This is a genomic window from Deinococcus indicus, from assembly GCF_002198095.1.
In the GTDB taxonomy this organism is placed as follows: Bacteria; Deinococcota; Deinococci; order Deinococcales; family Deinococcaceae; genus Deinococcus; species Deinococcus caeni.
Map to the genome: position 1 here is coordinate 1 of NZ_NHMK01000033.1, position 18,467 is coordinate 18,467.

The 18,467-nt window shown below is 68.4% G+C and carries 14 protein-coding genes; 6 read left to right on the forward strand and 8 right to left on the reverse strand.

Annotation, left to right across the window (positions count from 1 at the left end; all coding sequences use genetic code 11):
* Positions 1–203: 203 nt before the first annotated feature.
* The 3 genes from dnaE to CBQ26_RS22140 are packed head-to-tail and all read right to left on the reverse strand — an operon-like array spanning position 204 to position 5,760.
* Positions 204–4,193 (reverse strand): DNA polymerase III subunit alpha, encoded by a 3,990-nt coding sequence (dnaE, locus tag CBQ26_RS19020; RefSeq protein WP_088250184.1) that lies wholly within the window; start codon positions 4,191–4,193, stop codon positions 204–206.
* A 24-nt stretch (positions 4,194–4,217) separates the two neighbouring features.
* The gene (locus CBQ26_RS19025; protein ID WP_088250185.1) at positions 4,218–5,108 is read right to left on the reverse strand and encodes a hypothetical protein; all 891 of its coding nucleotides are present in this window, start codon (positions 5,106–5,108) and stop codon (positions 4,218–4,220) included.
* Positions 5,101–5,760, reverse strand: a complete 660-nt coding sequence (locus CBQ26_RS22140) for a hypothetical protein (RefSeq protein WP_172418175.1) — start codon at positions 5,758–5,760, stop codon at positions 5,101–5,103. Before CBQ26_RS22140 ends, CBQ26_RS19025 begins: the two co-directional genes overlap by 8 nt.
* 109 nt (positions 5,761–5,869) lie before the next feature.
* Between CBQ26_RS22140 and CBQ26_RS22145 the strand changes: the two genes are divergently transcribed.
* The 5 genes from CBQ26_RS22145 to CBQ26_RS19055 all read left to right on the forward strand — a co-directional run bounded on the left by CBQ26_RS22145 (position 5,870) and on the right by CBQ26_RS19055 (position 10,636).
* On the forward strand, positions 5,870–6,475 hold the full coding sequence (locus tag CBQ26_RS22145; RefSeq protein WP_172418176.1) for a PAS domain-containing protein: 606 nt from the start codon (positions 5,870–5,872) through the stop codon (positions 6,473–6,475).
* A gap of 186 nt (positions 6,476–6,661) precedes the next feature.
* Positions 6,662–8,551, forward strand: coding sequence for a molecular chaperone DnaK (gene dnaK / locus CBQ26_RS19040; protein WP_088250188.1), 1,890 nt, complete (start codon positions 6,662–6,664; stop codon positions 8,549–8,551).
* 184 nt (positions 8,552–8,735) lie between these two features.
* Positions 8,736–9,371 (forward strand): nucleotide exchange factor GrpE, encoded by a 636-nt coding sequence (locus CBQ26_RS19045; protein ID WP_088250242.1) that lies wholly within the window; start codon positions 8,736–8,738, stop codon positions 9,369–9,371.
* A gap of 13 nt (positions 9,372–9,384) precedes the next feature.
* Positions 9,385–9,663: a VF530 family protein gene (locus tag CBQ26_RS19050; RefSeq protein ID WP_088250189.1), complete on the forward strand. Its 279-nt coding sequence runs from the start codon at positions 9,385–9,387 to the stop codon at positions 9,661–9,663.
* A gap of 64 nt (positions 9,664–9,727) precedes the next feature.
* Entirely contained in the window at positions 9,728–10,636 is a 909-nt protein-coding gene (locus CBQ26_RS19055) for a DnaJ C-terminal domain-containing protein (RefSeq protein WP_088250190.1), read from the forward strand.
* A gap of 53 nt (positions 10,637–10,689) precedes the next feature.
* Here the strand turns inward: CBQ26_RS19055 and CBQ26_RS19060 are convergent, their stop codons facing one another.
* From CBQ26_RS19060 to fba, 5 genes are all read right to left on the reverse strand, one after another.
* Complete coding sequence (locus CBQ26_RS19060; RefSeq protein ID WP_088250191.1) at positions 10,690–11,658, reverse strand: oxidoreductase; 969 nt, start codon at positions 11,656–11,658, stop codon at positions 10,690–10,692.
* 109 nt (positions 11,659–11,767) lie between these two features.
* Complete coding sequence (locus tag CBQ26_RS19065) at positions 11,768–12,184, reverse strand: CBS domain-containing protein (RefSeq protein WP_088250192.1); 417 nt, start codon at positions 12,182–12,184, stop codon at positions 11,768–11,770.
* A gap of 261 nt (positions 12,185–12,445) precedes the next feature.
* A complete protein-coding gene (locus CBQ26_RS19070; RefSeq protein ID WP_088250193.1) occupies positions 12,446–14,983 on the reverse strand; it encodes a S8 family peptidase in 2,538 nt (845 codons plus the stop codon).
* Positions 14,984–15,084: 101 nt separating this feature from the next.
* Complete coding sequence (locus tag CBQ26_RS19075; protein ID WP_229844276.1) at positions 15,085–15,771, reverse strand: hypothetical protein; 687 nt, start codon at positions 15,769–15,771, stop codon at positions 15,085–15,087.
* Between the two features lie 217 nt (positions 15,772–15,988).
* On the reverse strand, positions 15,989–16,906 hold the full coding sequence (fba, locus tag CBQ26_RS19080; protein WP_088250195.1) for a class II fructose-1,6-bisphosphate aldolase: 918 nt from the start codon (positions 16,904–16,906) through the stop codon (positions 15,989–15,991).
* Between the two features lie 132 nt (positions 16,907–17,038).
* On the opposite strand from fba, the gene CBQ26_RS19085 reads away from it, so the two are divergent.
* Positions 17,039–18,262, forward strand: coding sequence for an aminotransferase-like domain-containing protein (locus tag CBQ26_RS19085; RefSeq protein WP_088250196.1), 1,224 nt, complete (start codon positions 17,039–17,041; stop codon positions 18,260–18,262).
* Positions 18,263–18,467: the final 205 nt, after the last annotated feature.

Sequence of the window (18,467 nt, forward strand, 5' to 3'; positions counted from 1 at the left end):
GGGCGTCCTTCTGCGAGGAGGGCGAAGAGTTGGGCTCTGCGGCGTTCGACGGCACAGGTACTGGCCCGGTAGAGATGCCAGAAAGTGTCAGCGTCATGCGCCAGAGGGGCGGTCAGAGGGATCTGTTTGATGCCGCAATTATAATCTATTTAATCGGAGTCCGTATGAGGGGTTGCCCGCGCAGCGGAGGGGTCCGCCCGTGATTACGCCCGCATTCCTCCGCCCTGTTTGTTCATCCAGGCGGGGGGTTTGGGGGCGAAGCGGCCGAGGATGGTCTGCTGGTCGTAGGCGAGGTACGCGTCGGCCCAGGGGAAGGTGTGGTTGAGGACGCGGATGGCCTCAGGGCTGCCCATGCCGTGGTCGAGCTGGTAGATCACGAACTGCTCGGGGGTTTCCAGGCGGAGGTAGGTGGGCATGCTGCCGGCGTGTTCGTCGAGGACGCTCTGGAATTCGCCGATGGCGTCGGGGCTGGCGGTTTCGAGGTCGATGGTGACGTACATGACTTTGGGCACCTCGGCGAGCTGGTCGATGCTGACGATCTCCTCGGCGATGGCGCGCAGGCCGCCGTCTTCCGACTCGAGTTCGACGATGACGAGGGCGGGGGTGTCGTTGATGAGTTTGTCCTGGATGCGGTCGTAGGCGCGGCTGAAGGCGACGAGTTCGGTCTGGCCGCTCTCGTCGGCGAGGATGAAGCGGGCCATCATGCCGCCACTTTTGGTGGGTTTCTTGACGACGCTCTCGATCATGCCGGCCAGGACGGCCTTGATGCGTTTGCCGGGGGCGACGTTCTGCGTCTGGAACCAGCTGTCGAGGTCGCTGATGCGGCAGCTGGCGGCTTCGCGCAGGCCTTCGTGCTGTTCGAGGGGGTGGCCGCTGATGTACAGGCCCAGGGCGTCCTTCTCGATGCTGAGGCGTTCCAGGTCGGTGTAGGGGGGGATGCCGGCGCGCAGGGGGCGTTCCTTCTTGACCTCTTCCAGGCCGAACATCATGCTCATGCCGGTCTGGGCTTTGGCGTTGATGTCGGCGGTGCCGGCGGCGTCTTCGAGGGCGTCTTCGAGGCTGTGCATGAGCTGGTTGCGTTCGCCGAACTGGTCGAAGGCGCCGCTCTTGATCAGGCTTTCGAGGGCCTTGCGGTTGCAGACCTTGTTGCCCAGGCGGGAGCAGAAGTCCGCGAGGCTCTTATAACGTCCGGCGCGTTCGCGTTCCTCGAGGATTTTCAGGACGGCGCCCTCGCCCAGGCCCTTGATGGCGTACAGCCCGAACAGGATTTCTTCGCCCTGCACGGCGAAGTCGGCGGCCGAGCGGTTGATGTCGGGCGGCAGGACGTGCACGTCCATCTTGCGGGCGTCGCTGATGTACTCGGCGACCTTGTCGCTGTCCTTGCGTTCGACGGTCAGCAGGGCGGCCATGAACTCGACGGGGTAGTTCGCCTTGAGCCACGCGGTCTGGTACGTGATCACACCGTACGCGGCCGAGTGGGACTTGTTGAAGCCGTAGTTGGCGAAGGCGTCCAGCAGGTCGAACAGGCGGTTGCCCTCATCTTTCGGTACGCCGTTGCCCTCGGCGCCCTCGACGAAGATCTGCCGCTGGCGTTTCATCTCCTCGGCGTCTTTCTTGCCCATGGCGCGGCGCAGCAGGTCGGCGCCGCCCAGGGAGAAGCCGGCGACCTCGCTGGCGATCTGCATGATCTGTTCCTGGTAGACGGGGATGCCGTACGTTTCGGCCAGGATCTTTTCCAGGTACTTGGCGCTGTTCGGGAAGCCGTCGCGGACGTAGTCCACCTCTTCGAGGCCGTGGTGGCGGCGGACGTAGGTGGGGATGTTCTCCATCGGGCCGGGGCGGTACAGGGCGGACAGCGCGATGATGTCGGCCAGTCGGCGGGGTTTGAGGCGCCTGGAGGCGTCCGCGATGCCGGCCCCTTCGAGCTGGAAGACACCCTTGGTGTCGCCGCGGCTCATCAGGTCGTAGGTGATCCGGTCGTCGAAGGGGATGGTGTCGAAGTCGATCTCGACGCCCTTGGATTCGCGCATGATCCGCTTGGCCTCGTCGAGGAAGCTCAGGGTGCGCAGGCCCAGGAAGTCCATCTTGATCAGGCCGATGTCCTCGACGGCTTTCATGTCGTACTGGCAGACCATGCCCGCGCCCGAGGTGTCGCGCATGACGGGCACGAGGTCGGTCAGTTGCGTCTTGCCGATGACGACCCCGGCGGCGTGGACGCTGGCGTGGCGGGTCAGGCCTTCGAGTTTCTGCGCGAACTCGTACGCTTCGAGCAGCTGCTGGTCCTCGGCGAGCATCTGCTGGATGTCCGGTACGCTCTCGCGGGCCTGTTCGAGGCTGTAGCTCTTGCCGAACTTGATCGGGATGAGCTTCGACACCTTGTCGACCTTGGCGTACTCCAGGCCCATGACGCGCGCCACGTCCTTCAGGCACGCCTTGGAGGCCATCGTTCCGAAGGTGGCGATCTGCGCGACCTTGTCCTCGCCGTACTTGTCCTGCACGTACTGGATGACCTCGACGCGGCGGGCGTCGTTGAAGTCGATGTCGAAGTCCGGCATGGAGATGCGGTCGGGGTTCAGGAATCGCTCGAACAGCAGCTCGAATTCCAGGGGGTCGAGGTTGGTGATGCGCATCGCGTAAGCCACGAGCGACCCGGCGCCCGAGCCACGCCCAGGCCCCACGCTGATGTCCTGATCCTTGGCCCAGTTGATGTAGTCCGCGACGATCAGGAAGTAGTCGGGGAAGCCCATGTTGTTGATGACCGACAGTTCATACTCGGCGCGGCGCAGGATCACCAGCGCGTGCCGGTGGTGGCCGCGCGTGGTTTCCTCCTGCGTGTCGGGGGTCAGTTCGATGCTGGTGTCGCTGCTGTTCTGGGCGGCGCGGCGGCAGTCCTCGTGCGCGTAGGCGGGCAGCGGCCCGGATTCCACCTCGGCCTCCATGAGTTCCAGCGCGGGGTACTTGGTGTACTTCTCGCCCGCCGCCTTGCCGCGCGCTTCCCACTCGCTGCCGCAGAAGGCCAGCAGCGTGAACAGCGTTTCCAGGTCGCAGGTCCGCGGGTCGCAGTTCCCGGCGCGGCCCAGTACCTTCTGCGCGTCCGCTCCCAGCGCGCTCAGGCTGCGGGCCGCGTAGTCGCGCAGCAGCCCTTCCGTGGCGTGCGCCGGGTAGCGTTTCACGGTGCCGCGGTACGTCTGCACGCGCAGTTCCTCGGCCATGGTGCGGCCCTCGGGGATTGGCAGGGCGGGCATCTGGTACACACGTTTCTTGCCGACCGGCAGGTCCACGTTGCACAGGTCGGCGACCAGCGCGGTGTTGTCGAAGACTTCCTCGCCCCACTCGCTCACGGGCAGGGCCGCCTGCATCTCCTCGAGGTTCTTCACGTAGAACTCGTCGCAGGGGAACTTGAAGCGGTTCTCGTCGGCCAGGGTCGCCTTCGTCTGGATGGCCAGCAGCGTCTCGTGCGCGGTCGCGTCGCTCTTCTTGACGTAGTGCCCGTCGTTCGTGGCGACCATCCCGATGCCCAGCTCGTTCGCCCAGGCTTTCAGGATGGGGTTGTTGCGTTTCTGCTCGGGCAGCCCGTGGTCCTGAATCTCGATGAAGTAGTTCTCGCCGAACAGCTCGCGGTACCACATCAGGCGTTTCTTCGCGTCGTCCTCGCGGCCCTGCAGGAGGAGTTGCTGCACCTCGCTGCCCAGGCACCCGCTGAACGCGATGACGCCCTTGTGGTGCTCGCGCAGCAGTTCGTGATCGATGCGGGGCTTGTAGTAGTAGCCTTCCGTGTACCCGCGACTGCTCAGGCGGCAGAGGTTCTGGTACCCCTCGAAATCACGGGCGAGCAGCGTCAGGTGAAAGATGCCCTTCTCGCCGTCCTGCCCGCGCGTCCGGTCGCGGCGGGTCCCCTCGCCCGGCACGACGTACGCCTCGTAGCCGATGATCGGTTTGACGCCCATCCCGGTCGCATAGTTGTAGAAGTGCACCGCGCCGTGCATGTTCCCGTGATCCGTCATGGCCAGCGCCGGGGTCTGCCCTTCCGGGGTGACCTCCTTGGCCCACTTGAGCAGGTCCTTGAGTTTCGCCGCGCCGTCCAGCAGCGAGTACTGCGTGTGCTGATGCAGGTGCGCGAACCGCTTGGGTTTGCAGCAGGAGCCGTCCGGCAGGTGAATATGGGGGGTCGCGGGATCGGCAGGGGCGGTCATTGAATCAGGATAGAGCCCCCCCGGTCACGGCGCTGTGACACCGGGACTTGACGCGCCCGGCGTCACGATCAGCACCGAATGAAACACCTGACCCCGCAGCCAGGAGGCCAGTTCAGGGGCCGGGGCCGCGCCCGATGCCGGGACCGGGTCGCGCCGGGACACGGCCGTCACCGTGAACGGCTGGACGTCGTCCTCGGTGACGCGGCGCAGCGGCACGGTCCACTGACCGCCCGTCACGCCGCCCGCCTGCCGGAAGGGCAGGTTCAGCGCGGGGGCCTCGATCGGCTGCCCGGCGTCCGTGAAGGTCAGCCGCTCGTCCTGCACCCACGCGCGCACCGTGTCCGCGAAGGACCGCCCCTGCGGGAAGTCCTGCCACGCGACCAGGCACAGCGAGTCCGGCTGCACGCTGCCCGCCGGGAAGTCCCGGCAGCTCACCCGCGTGAAGCCCAGTCTGGCGGCAGAGGTCCACTGACCGTTCGTCGTATACCGCGCCACCTGCACCCCGAGATCCCGCGAGCCCCACGCGAACATGCCCCCGACCAGCGCCACCGGCACGGCGTACAGCAGCGCGGCCCGCCACAGCGGCAGGGGCGGCAGCGCGGGCAGCGTCCGCAGTTCCGGGTGCCGCCAGAGTTGCATGGGCGCGGCAGCCTTCCCCAGGGTGCCGAAGGCCCCCCAGTAGGCGTGCGCGTACGCGCCGAAGGACAGCGCCTGCAACAGGAACCACCAGGGGAACACCTCAATGACCCGGTCCGACAGCCGCGACAGGGGACTGCTGACCATCAGCACGGCCAACCCGGTCAGCATCCCCAGCAGGAATAGCGCCTGAAGAAGCAGCGTCAGCCGCATTGGACCGGGGCGCGGGCGGAACTGCGGGCCGTCCGGCTGGATGTGGGAAGCGGTGCGCTCAGTCATCGGCGCGCTCCAGCGTGGCCTGCGCCAGGGGCAGCGCCGCGTCGGGCAGGGGCTCGGCGCGGCCCACGATCACCGGGCCGTCGTACCGCAGCGTGAACGGCACCTGCCGCAGCCCGGCCCGCAGCGTGACCCGCGCCTCCCCCATCACGCGGTCCCCCTGGCGGGTCTGGGAGAAGGTGCCGACCTCGACACGGCCCCCGGCAGCCGTGACTGCCGATTGCAGCAGTTCGGCCAGCAGGGGCGCGTCCACGTTCGCCCCGACGCACTGCGCGCCCGCGCGGGGGCAGGGCACAGGTCGCAGTTCGACGTCGCGGACGGCCCGGTCAAAGGCGGTCCGGGTCAGCTGGTCGCTGTTCTGCACCTGCCAGCGGTCGATGAGCAGGCCGCCGCCCAGCAGCAGCGCCAGGGTCGGCAGCAGGTGGAAGGGCAGCGACGCCCGCCAGTCCCGGACCGGCCGCCCGCCCCGCACGGGCCACAGGGCGTGCAGCAGCGTCCCGATGGCCGCGCCCAGGATCAGCGCCGCGCCGATCAGGCTGAACCAGGGAAAGTCCGCTGCGGGGCGCTGCACGTCGCGGAGTAGTCCGGGCAGTTGCAGGGCACCGGCGGCGCCCATCAGGGCCGCGCTGATCAGCATCTGCCGTCGTGGGTTCATGTCCTGTGATGGTACCGGGCCGGGGACCTGTGTGTGCGCTCAGGTGCGTGGCCGTTCAACGTGGAGGGACGTAAGAACCCTGCAAGGGCGGGCGGAGCACCCTGTATTCATGAGACCGGGTCAGCTGGAGTTGCGGGTGGCGTACGTGCTGTTCGCTCTGCTGATTCTGGAGTCGTTTCTGGTGGCGTGGCTGGTGCCGCGCCCGCAGGTGTTCGTGGTGGTCCTGCCGGTGCTGGTGACGCTGGGCGTGGCGGCGTGGATGGCGCCCCGGCTGGTGCGGTTGCTGCGCGGGCACCGTGAGTTGAAGGAGGCGTACGCGCAGGAGCTGCAGTTCGCGCGGCAGGTCATGGAGTCGGTCGAGCATGGGTTGACCGTGTCGGACGAGGACGGGCGGTTCGTGTACGTGAATCCGGCGTACGCGCGGATGCTGGGGTTGACGCCCGAGCAGGTGGTGGGCCGGTCGCCGTTCGAGTGGACGTTGCCGGAGGATCAGGAGCGGCTGCGGGAGGCGCGGGCGCGGCGGCTGGCGGGTGAGAGTTCGTCGTACATGACGCGGCTGCGTCGGGCGGACGGGTCGCTGGTGTCGGTGGTGATTTCGGGGTCGCCGCGCTGGCAGGGTGGGCGGATCGTGGGGAACGTGGCGGCGGTGGTGGCGGTGGGGCAGCTGGAGACGGGGGCCGCGCCGGACGGTGGGGTGGGCGGCGCGCCGTCCTGAGGGGCGCGCCGGGGAGCTGTGGGGTGGCGGGTGTGGTGGTGGGTTGGGGCATTCCTTAAACTTGAGCGTACTGCACTCAACTCTATTGACACTCCGGAACTGTGGCCCTATGATGAGCGCAGATCAGAACTGCTGCCCTCGTGGCGGCAAATCCCCACACTTCACACCATCAACACAGGAGCTCCCATGCCCAAAGCAGTCGGAATCGACCTTGGTACCACCAACTCCGTTATCTCCGTCATGGAGGGCGGCCGCCCCGAAGTCATCGTGAACGCCGAGGGCGCGCGCACCACGCCCAGCGTCGTCGCGTACAAGGGCGACGAGCGCCTCGTCGGCCAGATCGCACGCCGTCAGGCCGCCCTGAACCCGGCCGCCACGCTGTTCGAAGTCAAGCGCTTCATCGGCCGCCGCTGGGACGAGATCCGCGAGGAAGCGGGCCGCAGCCCCTTCACCGTCAAGGAAGGCCCCGGCGGCTCCGTGCGCATCGAGGTGAACGGCCAGGACCTCGCCCCCGAGCAGGTCAGCGCAGAGGTGCTGCGTAAACTCGTGAACGACGCCTCCGCCAAACTGGGCGAGAAGATCCGCGACGTGGTCATCACGGTCCCCGCATACTTCGACAACTCCCAGCGCGAGGCGACCAAGCAGGCCGGTGAGATCGCGGGCCTGAACGTGCTGCGCGTCATCAACGAACCCACCGCCGCCGCGCTCGCCTACGGCCTGGAACGCAAGGGCAACGAGACCGTACTGGTCTTCGACCTGGGGGGCGGCACCTTCGACGTGACGATCCTCGAACTGGGCGACGGCGTGTTCGAAGTGAAATCCACCAGCGGCGACACCCACCTGGGCGGCGCGGACTTCGACCAGCGCATCGTGGACTGGCTCGCCACCGAGTTCCAGAAGGACAACAACTTCGACCTGCGCAAGGACAAGCAGGCCCTGCAGCGCCTGATCGAGGCGGCCGAGAAGGCCAAGATCGAACTGAGCAACGCGACCGAAACCTCGATCAGCCTGCCGTTCATCACCTTCGACCCGGAAACCCGCACCCCCATGCACCTGGAGCGCACCCTGAGCCGCGCCAAGTTCGAGGAGATCACGGCCGACCTGCTGCGCCGCGTGCGCAAGCCCGTCGAGCAGGCCCTCGCGGACGCCAAGCTGGACGCGGGCAAGATCGACGAAGTGATCCTGGTGGGCGGCAGCACCCGCATCCCGGCCGTCAAGCGCATCGTGCAGGACCTGATCGGCAAGACCCCCAACGAGAGCGTGAACCCCGACGAGGCCGTCGCGCTGGGCGCCGCCGTGCAGGCCGGGATCATTCAGGGCGACTCCAGCCTGGGCGACATCGTGCTGGTCGACGTGACCCCGCTGACGCTGGGCGTGGAGGTCAAGGGCGGCATGATCGCCCCCATGATCACCCGCAACACCACCGTTCCCGCCAAGAAGACCGAGATCTACACCACCGCCGAGAACAACCAGCCGGGCGTGGAGATCAACGTGCTGCAGGGTGAGCGCCCCATGGCCGCCGACAACAAGAGCCTGGGCCGCTTCAAACTGGAAGGCATTCCGCCCATGCGGGCCGGTCAGGCGCAGATCGAGGTCACCTTCGACATCGACGCGAACGGCATCCTGCACGTGACCGCCAAGGAGAAGACCAGCGGCAAGGAGTCCAGTATCCGCATCGAGAACACCACCACCCTCGACAAGAGCGACGTGGAACGCATGGTGCAGGAAGCCGAGCAGAACGCCGCCGCCGACAAGCAGCGCCGCGAGAAGGTCGAGAAACGCAACAACCTTGACTCGCTGCGCGTGCAGGCCCTCGGCCAGATCGAGGAGAACGAAGGCGCCGCCGCCGACGCCAAGGACAAGCTGAAGGCCGCCGCCGACGAGGCCGAGGAAGCCGTGCGCAGCGACGACGACGCCCGCATCGAGGCCGCGCAGAAGAAGCTGGAAGAGGAACTGCGTTCCTTCATGACCGCCGCGCAGGGCCAGGGTCAGGCGCAGGGCGACGACACCGTCAACCTGGGCAAGGACAAGCAGGACGACGACGTGATCGACGCGGACTTCAAACCCGCCGAGTAACCCCCCCTTCCCTCCCGCCAGGGGAGGCGAGGAACGGGCGAGGCGGCCGCCCACCAGCACTGACATCCACGGGAGAGGACGGCCGCCACGCCTCCTCTCCCCCTTTCCTTTCACCCTTCATTCCAGCAGGAACGCCCGAGCAGCCCGTAAGCTGAGCGCAATGTTCCGCAAGAGAGGCCCCAAGATGACCGACGACCAGCACAAACCCACCGCCGAGACCACCGACACCGACCGCACGAAGACGGTTGGCGAGGACGGCCTGGACATTCCCGACACCGAAACCGACAACATGCAGGAAGACCTGGAAACCGAGTTCCCCGGCATGGACGGCCTGGACGAGGGCATGCTGGGACAGGTGCAGGAGATGATGGCGAAACTGGAACGCGCCGACGAGCTGGAAAAGGAGAACACCGAGCTGAAGGGGCGCCTGGCCCGACTGGCCGCCGACTTCGAGAACTACCGCCGCCGCACCCAGGAGGACGTGGCCGCCGCGCAGGGCCAGGGCGTCAGCCGGGCCGCCGAGGCGCTGATGCCCGTGTACGACGACATGGACCGCGCCGTGACCATGGGCGCCGCCGAGCCTGCCAAACTGATTCCCGGCATGCAGGCCGTGCAGGGAAAGATCCTGACCGTGTTCTCGGGCCTGGGCCTGGAAGTGACCGGCAAGGAAGGCGAGGCCTTCGACCCGCAGTGGCACGAGGCGCTGCAGGTCGTGCCCGGCGACGAGGACGACGTGATCGTGCAGGTGTACCAGCTGGGCTTCCGCATGGGCGACCGCCTCGTGCGCCCCGCCCGCGTCGTCGTGAGCAAGAAAGGCTGAGGGGGAAGCGGTGATGGTTGACCCAGAAGACAAGACGGCGTCGGCTGAGGCCCCCGCGGCTCCATCGACCGTCAACCGCTCACCCTCCGGTGACCCGCTGCACGGCGTGACGCTCGCCATGATCGTCGAGCGGCTGCACGACGCGTACGGCTGGGACGAACTGGCCCGCATGGTCCCGGTCCGCTGCTTTCAGTTCGATCCGAGCGTGCAGAGCAGCCTGAAGTTCCTGCGGCGCACCCCGTGGGCGCGGGCGAAGGTCGAGGCGCTGTACCGCGACCTCGTGACCACCTGAACCGCGACCACCTGCACCGTCACCACCTGAATCCACCGTCCTCATTCGCCTGAAGGAGGCGCACATGGCTTACAAGGATTACTACGACGTGCTCGGCGTCTCCCGCGGGGCGTCCGAGGCGGACATCAAGAGCGCGTACCGCCGGCTCGCCAAGCAGTACCACCCGGACAAGAACGCCGGGGACGAGAAGGCCGCCGAACGCTTCAAGGAGATCGGCGAGGCGTACGCCGTTCTCTCCGACCCCGAGAAACGGCAGGTGTTCGACCAGTTCGGGCACACCGGGCAGGTCCCGCCCGGCTACGGCGGCCCCGGTGCGGGCGGCTTCCAGGGTGGGGACTTCTCGGGTTTCGATCCGGGGCAGTTCAGTGACTTCTTCCAGGGGCTGTTCGGGCAGACCGGGCGGCGCGGCGGGCCGGGCGCGGGCTTCGCGGGCGCGCAGGTGAACTTTGAGGACCTGCTGGGCGGCGGCGGCCTGGGCGGCGGGCGGCGCTTCGTGCAGAACGTGGAAGGCGAGTTGCAGGTCACGCTGGAGGAAGCCTTCAGCGGCTCGGACGAGGTCATCAACGTGGACGGCAAGCGCCTGAGCCTGCGCGTTCCGGCAGGCACGCGCGACGGCGCCCGCCTGCGGCTGGCCGGGCAGGGACCGGGCGGCGGCGACGTACTGCTGACCATCCGCGTGCTGGAGGACGCCCGCTTCGAACTGGACGGCGACCACCTGACCACCAGCGTGGACGTGCCCGCCCCGGTCGCCGCACTCGGCGGGGACGTGACCGTGCAGACCCTGAGCGGCAAAGGGAACCTGAGCGTGCCCCCCGGCAGCAGCGGTGGGCGCCGCATGCGGCTGCGTGGGCAGGGCTGGCCGAAGAAGGACGGCACGCGCGGCGACCTGTACGTGCGCCTGAACGTCACGGTGCCCGCCACCCTGAGCGACGAGCAGAAGGAGCTGTACCGCAAACTGCGCGACCTCGGGTAAATCCATCAGCGAAACGCCCCCGACCAGACCGGCGGGGGCGTTTCTCCTGCGGGTTACTGCCCGGTCTGCTCGATCATCTGCTCACTGAGCGTCCACAGACGGCGGGCGCTGTCCGCGTCCAGGGCGTGGGGCTTGTAGCCGAACAGCGGGTTGGGGTTCGCCTCGTCCAGCGGGGTGCTCTGCTGGAGGTCCTCCAGGAACAGGCCGCCCACGCCGTCCAGTTCGGGCGCGGTGGCCGCCCAGACGCTGGTGCCCGCACCCTGCGCGGGGGTCTTGAAGGCGGGGTTGGGCACGCCGTTCTCGTCGATCCAGCCCCGGCGTTGCGCCTCGCCTTCCGGCATGTGCTTCTGCAGCCCGGTCATGATCCCGCCGGGATGGACGGCGTTCGCGGTGACGCCCTGATCGGCGTAGCGGCGGTTCAGCTCGACGGCGAACAGGGCGTTGGCGGTCTTGCTCTGGCCGTACGCCTGCCAGGGGTCGTAGGGAGTGGTCTGGAAGTTCGGGTCGTCCCAGTGAATGTCGCTGAGGCGGTGCGCGCTGCTACTGAGCGCGACGACGCGGGCGGGCGCGGCAGCCAGCAGGGCGGGCATCAGCAGCCGCGTCAGCTGGAAGTGCCCCAGGTGGTTCGTGCCGAACTGCGTCTCGAAGCCGTCGGCGGTCTGGCCCTGCGGGGTGGCCATGACGCCCGCGTTGTTGATGAGCATGTTGATCTGCGGGGCGAGCTTCAAGATTTCCGTGGCGGCCTGCCGGACCGACGCGAGTGAGGACAAATCGAGATGCAGCACATGGATTTCACTGTTCCCGGTCGCCTGGGCGAGCTCACGGGCGACCTCCTCACCCCGCGCGGTGTCGCGGACGGGCATGATCACGCGCGCCCCGGCACCCAGCAGGGCGCGGACCGTCTCGACGCCCAGCCCGGAGGCCGCGCCGGTCACGACGGCAGTCTGGCCGGTCAGGTCGGTGTCTTTCAGGAGGTCGGCGGCGTCGGCGCGGGGGGCCAGTGGGCTCTTGATCGGGGTCATGGGGACACCGTAGTCCTTCGGGCGTGCCCGAGGTCAGCGCCGGGCACACAGGATGGAGGAACGCTCAAGAGGGGGTGGGTATCCCGCTGGCTGCCCCCTCTGCCCCGGTTCAGATCGTGGGCTGACTGATGCCCTGCAGCGCCTGCTCGTCCGCGCCGCCGCTGGCGCGCGTGGCGAGGTCCGCGAGGCTCACGATCCCGACGACCTTCGCGCCGTCCGTGACGGGCAGGCGGCGCAGCTGGCGGTCCGCCATGGCCTTCGCGGCGTCCTGCACGCTGGTCTCCGCGTCCATCGTGAACACGCTGCCGGTGGCGTAGTCGGTCACGGCGCTGCCCAGGTCGTGCCCGTACGCCACGGCGCGGATGACGATGTCCCGGTCGGTGATGATGCCGCTCAGCGTGTCGCCGTCCATGATGAGCACGTTGCCGATGTCCTGCTCGCGCATCAGCGTGGCGACCTCCTTCAGGGTGGCGCGGGGGTCGGTGGTGGTCAGGTCGGTGGTCATGATGTCGCGCAGGGTGGTCATACCCTGACCGTACCCCCCGCCCCTGCGGGCTGCATGGGAGCTTCCCCAAGCCGGATGGGGAGAACCTTGAGGCAACAAGAAGGGCCGCCCACGCAGATGCGCAGGCGGCCGGAAAGGGGTGCGGTTACACGGATTCCGTTTGTTTCGCCAACAATCCGGAACTTCACCGGATTGCCGACTCCACGTCCGGAACCCGTTTCTCTCTTACTCGCATCCGCTCGGATTGAACGGGCTTTGCAGCCCATTCAATCGGAGTCCGTATTACTTCATCAGCCAGTCGAAGGTGGTCTTCATCAGGATGTTGCGGCTGTTGGGCGTCAGGCCCTCCATGCCGAAGCCCATGGTGACCGTGCGGTACTTCCCGGCGTCGTTGGCGACGATCGCCCCGGCGTTCTCACCGGCGGACTGGGCGCTGACGCGGGGACGGTTCTGGCCCTGCGCCTGGGTGTTGCCGCCCAGGATCTGGTTCAGCACGCCGCCCAGGATGTTCGCGGCCAGCCGCTCGACCAGTCCACGCGGGTCCTGCACCTTCTGCGCGGCGCGGGTGCGGTTGGGGTCCACGCGGATGCTCTGCGCGGTGATCGTTCCGGCGGTGGCGTTCGCGGTGCCCCAGGAGGCGACCACGCTGCTGCCGTTCAGGTCGGCGATCACGTCGGGGTAGTACTGGTTGGCGGCGCTGCCCTGGGCGTTCAGGGTGAAGGCGGTGCTGCCGAACGCGCCGCGCGTCACGAATTTCGCCTGACCGCTGCTGTCCGCCACGAAGCGGGTCTTCAGGGTGCCGGTGTAGAACGCACTCGTGCCGATGTCATAGCCGATGTCCTGCCCGGTGATCAGGAGGTTGCCGCCGCCCGCCACGTACTGCTGCAGCACGTTCTGGTCGGCGGGGGTGATGGTGTTCTGGTACTGCTCACCGGTCGCCCAAACGACGATGTCCGCGCGTTTGAGTTCGCTCAGGGGCACCTGCCCCTGGGTCTGGGTGTTCCACACGAAGGCCCCACCGCTGGCGGCGTTGGCCTTGATGGCGTCGCGTAGCGCGGCCGTCACGTCCGGTCCCTGGCCCATGTCGTCATCGACGAGCATGACGGTGGGTTTCTTGCCGGTGCTGGGCGCGGGGGTCGGGGCGGGCGCCGGGGTGGGCGCGGGCGTGCCGGGGCGGTCCTTGATGAAGCAGCCCTTGCGCACGCCGGGGGCGGGGTCGCGGCCCCACTCGGCGACCGTGCAGTTGAAGCCGTCGGTGCCGACGCCCGTCAGGTACTTCCCGGCGGTGCCGAACGCGGCGTCCTTCTGGCCGCTGAAGTCGCACTTGCTGCCTTCCAGGGCGCACAGCGTGTAGCCACTGGGGCCGGTGGGTGCAGGTGCGGGAGCGGGTGCAGGGGCCGGAGTGGGCGCAGGGGTCGGCGTTGGTGCAGGGGTCGGTGCAGGCGTGGGGGCGGGGGTCGGGGTGGGCGCAGGCGTCGGGGCGGGGGTGCCGCCCAGGTTCACGCCCAGTTTACCCAGCGCGCCGGGCACGCTGATCAGGCCGAAGCCCACATTGTTGTTCTTGCTGCCCGCGTTGCTGGCGCTGGTGTACAGCGCGTTCTTGATGCCGTCCACGTTCGTGCCGGGTTTCGCCGACAGCAGCAGCGCCGCCGCGCCCGCCGCGATGGGGCTGGCCTGCGAGGACCCGCTGAGCGCCCCGTACTGTCCGTTCGGGAAGGCGCTGGTGATCTCCACGCCGGGCGCGGCGATGTCGGGCTTGGTGAACACGCCCTTGATGGTGCTGTTCCAGTTCACGGGGCCGCGGCTGCTGAAGCTGGCCACCTGTCCGTCCTGGCCCACGGCGCCCACGCCGATGGCGTCGGGCAGGTTGCCGGGGCTGCCGGTGCTGGCCGAGGTCGGCCCGAAGTTGCCGATGGCGAACACCGGCACCACGCCCGCCTTGAGCATGTTCTGCACCGGCACGATGAACTCGTCGAAGGTGCCGGGAATGCCCAGACTCATGTTCACGATGTCGGCGCCGTCGTCGGTGTCGGCGTTGTTGTCCGGGTCCAGCACGTACTGCATCCCGGCAATCACCTGCGCGAAGGTACCCTCGTTGTTCGGGAGGACCAGGGCGCTGATGACCTTGGCGCTGGGGGCCACGCCGACCGTGTCGCCGACCAGCAGGCCCGCCGTGTGCGTGCCGTGGTTGGTCGTGTCGCGCGTGGCGGCGTTCTGGACGCGGTCACCGCTGGCGTTGAATTCCGCGAACGCGGCCACCTTGCCGTTCAGCTGCGGGTGGTTGGCGTCGATGCCGCTGTCCAGGTGCCCGATCTTGATGCCCTGCCCCTTGAACCCGGCGGCCCAGGCCTGCGGCGCCCCGATCTTCGCGAGGTGCCACGCCTCGCCGGGCGCGGCGGCGGCGGCGCTCAGGGCGACGGCGCGCTGCGGTTTGGGAATCTGCACCTTGAAGTTCTCGAATACGTCCGACACGAACGGCAGCACGGCCAGGGTACGGGCCTGCACTGGCGTCATGGGCAGGTAGATGCTCTGGTCCAGCCACAACGAGGTCGCCCGGCCGGAGTTGAGCGCCTGGTTCAGGAAACCGGCGGCCGGGCCGAGCTGCGCGATCTTGCCGTTCAGCTGGGCGCGCAGGTTCTTGAACTGCGCGCGGCCCTGGGCGTCGTTGGCGAACTGGAAACGCACGATCACCCCGACCTGGGTCTGGTCGCCCTTCTTCGCCCGTTCGAGCAGGGTGGGCGAGAGGCGTCCGGCGTCGGCCTGACTGAGGCCGCCCAGGGTCAGGGCCGCGCCGAGCATCATGAGGTTCCGCTTCTTCATGAGGCCCAGCCTATGCGTCCGTGCGTGACCCGCCCTGAAGGGAACGTGAGGAAGCCTTGACCTGCCGTCAGCCGGGGGTCAGGGTGGGGATAGGGGGGCCCTCAGCGGGTGTACTCGACGATCAGTTCGCCGGTATCCACCGAGCGGCGGATCATGCTGGTGCGGGTGTAGCTGAGCACCACCCGTCCGCTGGACAGTTGCAGGAGGCTCAGGGTGCCGCGCACGCCGTTGCCGCTCGTGGCGTTGCTGCCCGCGACGCGCCACTGGAAGCCGCTGCGGACGTCCAGGCCCTGGTCCGGCGCCGTGCTGGGCGTGACGCTGGTGGGGCGGGCGCTGAAGCCTTCCGGGCCGCGCATCTCGCCGGTCTTCAGGTCGATGCTGACGCCCTTCAGGACGCCGTCCATCAGCGGGCCGTCCCCGAAGGTGACCTGACTGGCGTCGCGCGTGACGGCCAGCCGGAAGGTCTTGCCGGTCGAGGCCAGGACTTCCTGGAAAACCACGTAGCGTTTGAAGTCCTCGCGGGAGATGCCCAGGCGTTCGTCGTAGGTGGGCTGCACGCCCCGCGCGGCGTTCACGATCACCTGTTGCAGCGCCTGCGGGTTCCCGCCGACGCTGGCGACCCGCAGTTGCAGTTCCAGCGTGGAGATGCTGGGCCGGCGCTCGAGCAGCGTGACGGTCTGCGCGGTGGCGGGCAGCAGCGCGGCGAGCCGGGGCTGCCAGCCGGCCGGCAACGCGGGCGGCGTGGGAGCGCTGCTGCCCAGGCTGCCGATCGACAGGCCGAGCGTCATCACTACTGCGGGGAGAGGCCAGGCCACCTTCATGCACTCGCGAGCATAGTGCGGCATGGTGAGAATTCCCCGCCGGACACCCCCCTCGTGTGTGAGGGTGGCGTCAGCGGGGAATCAGTCAGGCTCCGTGTGTTGTCGCCATCCCGGAGCCCGCGTGACCCTCACTCGCCCTGCGGCGCGGCCTGCCGGGTCTGTCGCGGGTTGGGGCGGGCCGGGTTCAGGCCTTGCCGACGCTGCCGAGCACGCGCATCTTGTGCTCGATGACCTGGCTCATGACCTCGCGGGCCGGGCCGAAGATCTTGCGAGGGTCGAATTCCTTGGCGTTGGCGGCCAGGGCCTCGCGGATGCCGACGGTGCTGGCCAGTCGCAGGTCGGTGTCCACGTTCACCTTGGCGATGCCGAAGCCCGTGGCGCGTTGCAGGTCCTCGTCGGCGATGCCGGCCGCGTCGCCGATCTCGCCGCCGGCCTTGCGGAAGCGTTCGACGATCTCCTGCGGGACGCCGCTGCTGCCGTGCGCGACGAGGGGGATTCCGGTCAGGCCGGCGATCTTCTCGATGCGGGCGTGGTCGATGAAGGGGCGGCCCTTGCCCTTGAAGGCGCCGTGGCTGGTGCCGATGGCGATGGCGAGGTAGTCGGTGCCGGTCTGCTCGATGAACTGCACGGCTTCCTCGGGGTCGGTCAGGAAGGCGTCCTTCTCGTCCACGACGATGTGTTCCTCGATGCCGCCCAGACGGCCGAGTTCGCTTTCCACGCTGATGCCCATGGCGTGCGCGGCCTCCACGACGCGTTTGGTCTCCTTGACGTTGCCCTCGAAGTCGTGGTGCGAGGCGTCGATCATGACGCTGGTGAAGCCCATCTTGATGGCCTTCAGGGCCGAGGCGTAGGAGCTGCCGTGGTCGAGGTGCAGCGCGACGGGCACGGTGGCGCGCCGGGCGAGGTCGATGACGATGTTGGCGAGGTCCTGGCCGCCGTACTTGATGGCGCCCTCGCTCATCTGCACCATGACGGGGCTGCGCAGCCGCTCGGCGGTGTGGATGATCGCCTGGGTGATCTCCATGTTGTTGGTGTTGAACGAGCCGACGCCGTACTTGCCGGCGCGGGCGGGAACCAGAATGTCATTACCGGTCACGAGCATGAGAAGACCTCCTTACAGTCGCCTTTCACTTTACCTGCCGGAACCGGCGGACGGACGGGGCCGTCCACATGTCTGGGCCGGGAACAATAGACAGGTCGGCGCGGGCGCGGGCCGGGGCGTAGCATGGCAGGCATGACCTCTTCCCCCTCCCCCACGGCTTTCGACCTGACCGGGACGCTGTCGCGCCGCGCGCAGAGCATGAACGCCAGCGCCATCCGCGAGATCCTGAAAGTCACGCAGCAGCCGGACGTGATCTCCTTCGCCGGGGGGCTGCCCGCCCCGGAACTGTTCCCGCTGGACGAGGTCCGCGCCGCGAGCAACCGCGTGCTGGACGTGTACGGCCCGGCGGCGTTGCAGTACTCGACCACCGAGGGCCACCCGCCGCTGCGCGAGTGGATCGGGGCGCAGGCGGGCATCCCGGCGCGGAACGTGCAGATCGTGACCGGCAGCCAGCAGGGCCTGGACCTGCTCGGCAAGGTCCTGATCGACGAGGGGGACGTGGTGCTGGTCGAGGCGCCCACGTACCTGGGCGCGCTGCAGTCCTTCCAGCCGTACGGGCCGCGATACGTGCAGGTCCCCACCGACGAACAGGGCATCGACGTGGACGCCCTGGAGGCCCTGCTGCCCGGCCTGAACGCCAAGCTGCTGTACGCCGTGCCGAACTTCCAGAACCCCACCGGCCGCACCCTGAGCGCCGAGCGTCGCCGCCGCCTCGTGGAACTGACGGCGCAGCACGGCGTCCTGCTGATCGAGGACGACCCTTACGGGCAGCTGCGCTTCACCGGCGAGGCGGCCCCCAGCCTGTACAGCCTGGGCCTGGACCTGCACGGAGACGCCGACCGTAACCACGTCATCTACTCCAGTTCGTTCAGCAAGACGCTGGTGCCGGGCCTGCGCGACGCGTGGGTGCAGGCGGCCGCGCCGATCATCAATAAACTGATCCAGGCGAAGCAGGGCGCGGACCTGCACACCCCGACCTTCAACCAGATGATCGTCGCGGAACTCGTGGAGGAGGTCCTGCCCCGCCAGATCGAACGGGTCCGGCAGGCGTACGGCGAACGCGCCCGCCTGATGCTGGACCGCATCCGCGCCGACTTCCCGGACGGCGTGGAGTACACCACCCCGCAGGGCGGCATGTTCCTGTGGCTGACCCTCCCGCACGGCGTGGACACCCAGGCGCTGCTGCCCCGCGCCGTGCAGCGCAAGGTCGCGTACGTGCCCGGCAGCCCCTTCTACGCACTGGGCGGCGGCCAGAACACCATGCGCCTCAGTTACAGCAACGCCACGCCCGACCAGATCACGCAGGGCATCCGCGCGCTGGGCGACACGCTGCGGGAGGCACTGGCCGAGCTGTAATACGGACTTTCATCTAAACCGGCAATAGCCCCAGGACAGCGGGGCAGCCGCACGGACGGGCAGGGTCATCCTGTCCGTCTTTCGTCTGCGGCCTTCAGCGTCCCTTCAGAAACGACATGTCCGGCGGGAGCTGAGGGGCTCGGGGTGGTAGCTTCCCCCCTGATTTCATCGTCTGCCCCTGCGCGCCCCGCCGACTTCCCGGCGC